This is a genomic window from Enterobacter cloacae complex sp. 394I7 (assembly GCF_057320345.1).
Map to the genome: position 1 here is coordinate 1 of NZ_JBXWCR010000021.1, position 3,227 is coordinate 3,227.

Genomic DNA, 3,227 nt, shown 5'->3' on the forward strand with positions numbered 1-3,227 from the left:
AGCGCGCTGGGATATCCGAGGGAATACCGGCGGCAGCGGGCATCGTTAACTTAAGATACAAAAGCTGTCCGGAGATGGCGGGTCAAGATCATTAGGATTTAAGTACAAACTCTCTGCTATGCTCGATAATCCATTCCTTAAAAACATTAAGTGCTTCACTATTATGATTAACCCGAGATTTCTGTAAAGTCAGCCAATAACCGCCAAGCGTGGCATAAATTTCAAAAGGTTTTGCTACGGAGCGCTCATTTAATTCTTTTTGAAACATATGATAAGGAACTAATGCTGCATAATCACCTAATTTTACAGCATCTATCATATGTCTGGTAGAATCAAAGATAGGCCCATTAACAGTCCAAGAGTCGATCCCAGCAGCTTTAAACCAATTATTCCATTCATCCTTTCGATAGGAGCGCAGTAAGCAAACTTTTTTTAAGTCTGATGGAATACACAGTTTCTTGGATGTTTCCGGGGAACACAATACTGTATGCGGCGCCTGAAAGAGTAAAACATTTTCCGTATTAATCCAGCCGCCTAATCCAAATCTAATAGATGCATCAATACCTTCTGCAGCAAGATTGACAACGTTATTATGCGTTAAAATTCTAATATCAATCCATGGATTTTCATTAAGGAACTCAGTAATCCGAGGAAGGAGCCAACCTATTGCAAAAGTCCCAACGACAGCAATATTAAGCACTTCTTTAATCTTACCTTCATGGAATTTATCCATGGCAGAACTCATCATCTGCAAAGCTTCTATAATCGAAGGCAAAAGATGCAAGCCTTCGTCTGTCAACTTTAACCCACGCGGTACTCTTGTAAAAAGAGCCACACCAAGCATCTGTTCAAGTTTTCTGACCTGCTGACTTATGGCAGCCTGGCTTACATGAAGCTCTAGTCCGGCTTTAGTAAAATTTAGATATCTTGCAGAAGCTTCAAAAGCTCGTAATGCATTTAAAGGTAATCTGGCACGCATAGTAACCCAAAGGAAAAGTTATGGCTGTATAAAAATTATATTGCTTCAAAGGAAAAAAAACAACTGTACAATCACCCCCTGTTGAAAGTTAATACCCGCCACGTCCTAGTTAATATAGAAAATTGTATATAAGGTAAAACCATGTCACTTAATGTAAAACCAAGTAGAATAGCCATCTTGTTTATCTCTTGTTTATTTTCAATATCATTTTTCTCACAGGCCAATACAAAGGGTATCGATGAGATTAAAAACCTTGAAACAGATTTCAATGGTAGAGTTGGTGTCTACGCTTTAGACACTGGCTCAGGTAAATCATTTTCGTACAAAGCAAATGAACGATTTCCATTATGTAGTTCTTTCAAAGGCTTTTTAGCTGCTGCTGTATTAAAAGGCTCTCAAGATAATCAACTCAATCTTAATCAGATCGTGAATTACAATACAAGAAGTTTAGAGTTCCATTCACCCATCACAACTAAATATAAAGATAATGGAATGTCATTAGGTGATATGGCTGCTGCCGCTTTACAATATAGCGACAATGGTGCTACTAATATTATTCTTGAACGTTATATCGGTGGTCCTGAGGGTATGACTAAATTCATGCGGTCGATTGGAGATGAAGATTTTAGACTCGATCGTTGGGAGTTAGATCTAAACACAGCTATTCCAGGCGATGAACGTGACACATCTACACCTGCAGCAGTAGCTAAGAGCCTGAAAACTCTTGCTCTGGGTAACATACTTAGTGAGCGTGAAAAGGAAACCTATCAGACATGGTTAAAGGGTAACACAACCGGTGCAGCGCGTATTCGTGCTAGCGTACCAAGCGATTGGGTAGTTGGCGATAAAACTGGTAGTTGCGGAGCATACGGTACTGCAAATGATTATGCGGTAGTCTGGCCAAAGAACCGGGCTCCTCTTATAATTTCTGTATACACAACAAAAAACGAAAAAGAAGCCAAGCATGAGGATAAAGTAATCGCAGAAGCTTCAAGAATCGCAATTGATAACCTTAAATAAACCTAACTGTCGCCATCACTTCATTGTGATGGCTTATAAATTCAATCAGGAAAACAATGGAAAACTTCATCTATTTATCATTAGCTATGAGTAGTTTGTCTACATATGCTCAGTGTGATTTTATCACCGGAAATTCGACAGTGATAGATATTTTAAAAAACCTTGAATGGCAGGCTTGCACTTTCGGCATGCAATGGAATAAAGAGAATGGATGTACTGGAGAACCAACTCCCCTTACGTTGAGTACAGCTATTGGTGAAGCAACAAAACAAGGGAATGGGTGGAGACTGCCAGGTATCGAGGAATTATCTTTACTATCATCAAATATCTGTCTTAAAAATGACCTTTTTAAATCATATTTTGACATACCCCAAGATAATGGTGAAGGAGCATCGCCTTATTGGAGTTCAACACAAATTCAAAGCAAACCTTACTTGTATTATACATTTGACATGATCAATCTAAAAAACAAAACAGCATGGTGCCCTGTAAGCGCTCCGTCATGAACGTGGTGTAAGGATTATTTTACGGAGGAGAGGTTCCAGGGCAGCAGCTCATCTACCCGGTTTGAAGGCCAGTCGTTGATCTTGCTTATCACCTCACGCAGCCAGCCTTCCGGCTCCACGCCGTTCAGTTTGCAGGTGCCGAGCAGGCTGTAGATGATCGCCGCGGCCTCACCGCCGTTATCAGAGCCGAAGAACAGATAATTTTTTCTGCCAACCGCCACCGTGCGCAGCGCGTTTTCACCTATGTTATTGTCGATCTCTACCTGACCGTTGCGGCAGTATTCGTTCAGCGCATCCCATTGTTTCAGCATAGACTGGCCCCATGAATCTCCAGACAGTTGGTATCACTTAAGTTAGTGATAGTCTTAATACTAGTTTTTAGACTAGTCGTTGGAGTTCGGATGATTGATGTTTTAGGTCCTGAGAAGCGCAGACGGCGCAGCGTTCAGGAAAAATCGCCATTGTTCAGCAGAGTTTTGAACCCGGAATGACCGTGTCGCTGGTCGCCCGTCAGCATGGTGTTGCTGCCAGTCAGCTGTTCCTGTGGCGTAAACAATATCAGGAAGGCAGCCTCACAGCCGTTGCCGCAGGAGAACAGGTTGTACCCGCGTCGGAGCTGGCATCTGCGATGAAGCAAATTAAAGAGCTGCAGCGCCTGTTGGGCAAGAAAACCATGGAAAACGAGCTGCTAAAAGAAGCCGTTGAATATGGCCGACAAAAAA

General features: G+C 41.8%; 3 protein-coding genes and 2 pseudogenes. 3 read left to right on the plus strand and 2 right to left on the minus strand.

Going from position 1 to position 3,227, the window contains the following annotated elements:
* Window positions 1–91: 91 nt before the first annotated feature.
* The gene (imiR, locus tag AC2FAP_RS24310) at window positions 92–979 is read right to left on the minus strand and encodes a LysR family transcriptional regulator ImiR/NmcR (RefSeq protein WP_172686951.1); all 888 of its coding nucleotides are present in this window, start codon (window positions 977–979) and stop codon (window positions 92–94) included.
* A 141-nt stretch (window positions 980–1,120) separates the two neighbouring features.
* Here imiR and AC2FAP_RS24315 point away from each other — a divergent pair, with 141 nt between their 5' ends.
* Together AC2FAP_RS24315 and AC2FAP_RS24320 are read left to right on the plus strand one after the other, a co-directional pair.
* Window positions 1,121–1,999: a carbapenem-hydrolyzing class A beta-lactamase IMI-6 gene (locus tag AC2FAP_RS24315; protein ID WP_063860570.1), complete on the plus strand. Its 879-nt coding sequence runs from the start codon at window positions 1,121–1,123 to the stop codon at window positions 1,997–1,999.
* 56 nt (window positions 2,000–2,055) lie between these two features.
* Window positions 2,056–2,505, plus strand: coding sequence for an Lcl domain-containing protein (locus tag AC2FAP_RS24320; RefSeq protein ID WP_172686952.1), 450 nt, complete (start codon window positions 2,056–2,058; stop codon window positions 2,503–2,505).
* Between the two features lie 14 nt (window positions 2,506–2,519).
* Here AC2FAP_RS24320 and AC2FAP_RS24325 read toward each other — a convergent pair.
* Window positions 2,520–2,816 (minus strand): annotated as a pseudogene (locus AC2FAP_RS24325) (transposase domain-containing protein); the annotation flags it as partial.
* A gap of 90 nt (window positions 2,817–2,906) precedes the next feature.
* Between AC2FAP_RS24325 and AC2FAP_RS24330 the strand changes: the two are divergent.
* Window positions 2,907–3,227 (plus strand): annotated as a pseudogene (locus tag AC2FAP_RS24330) (transposase); the annotation flags it as partial.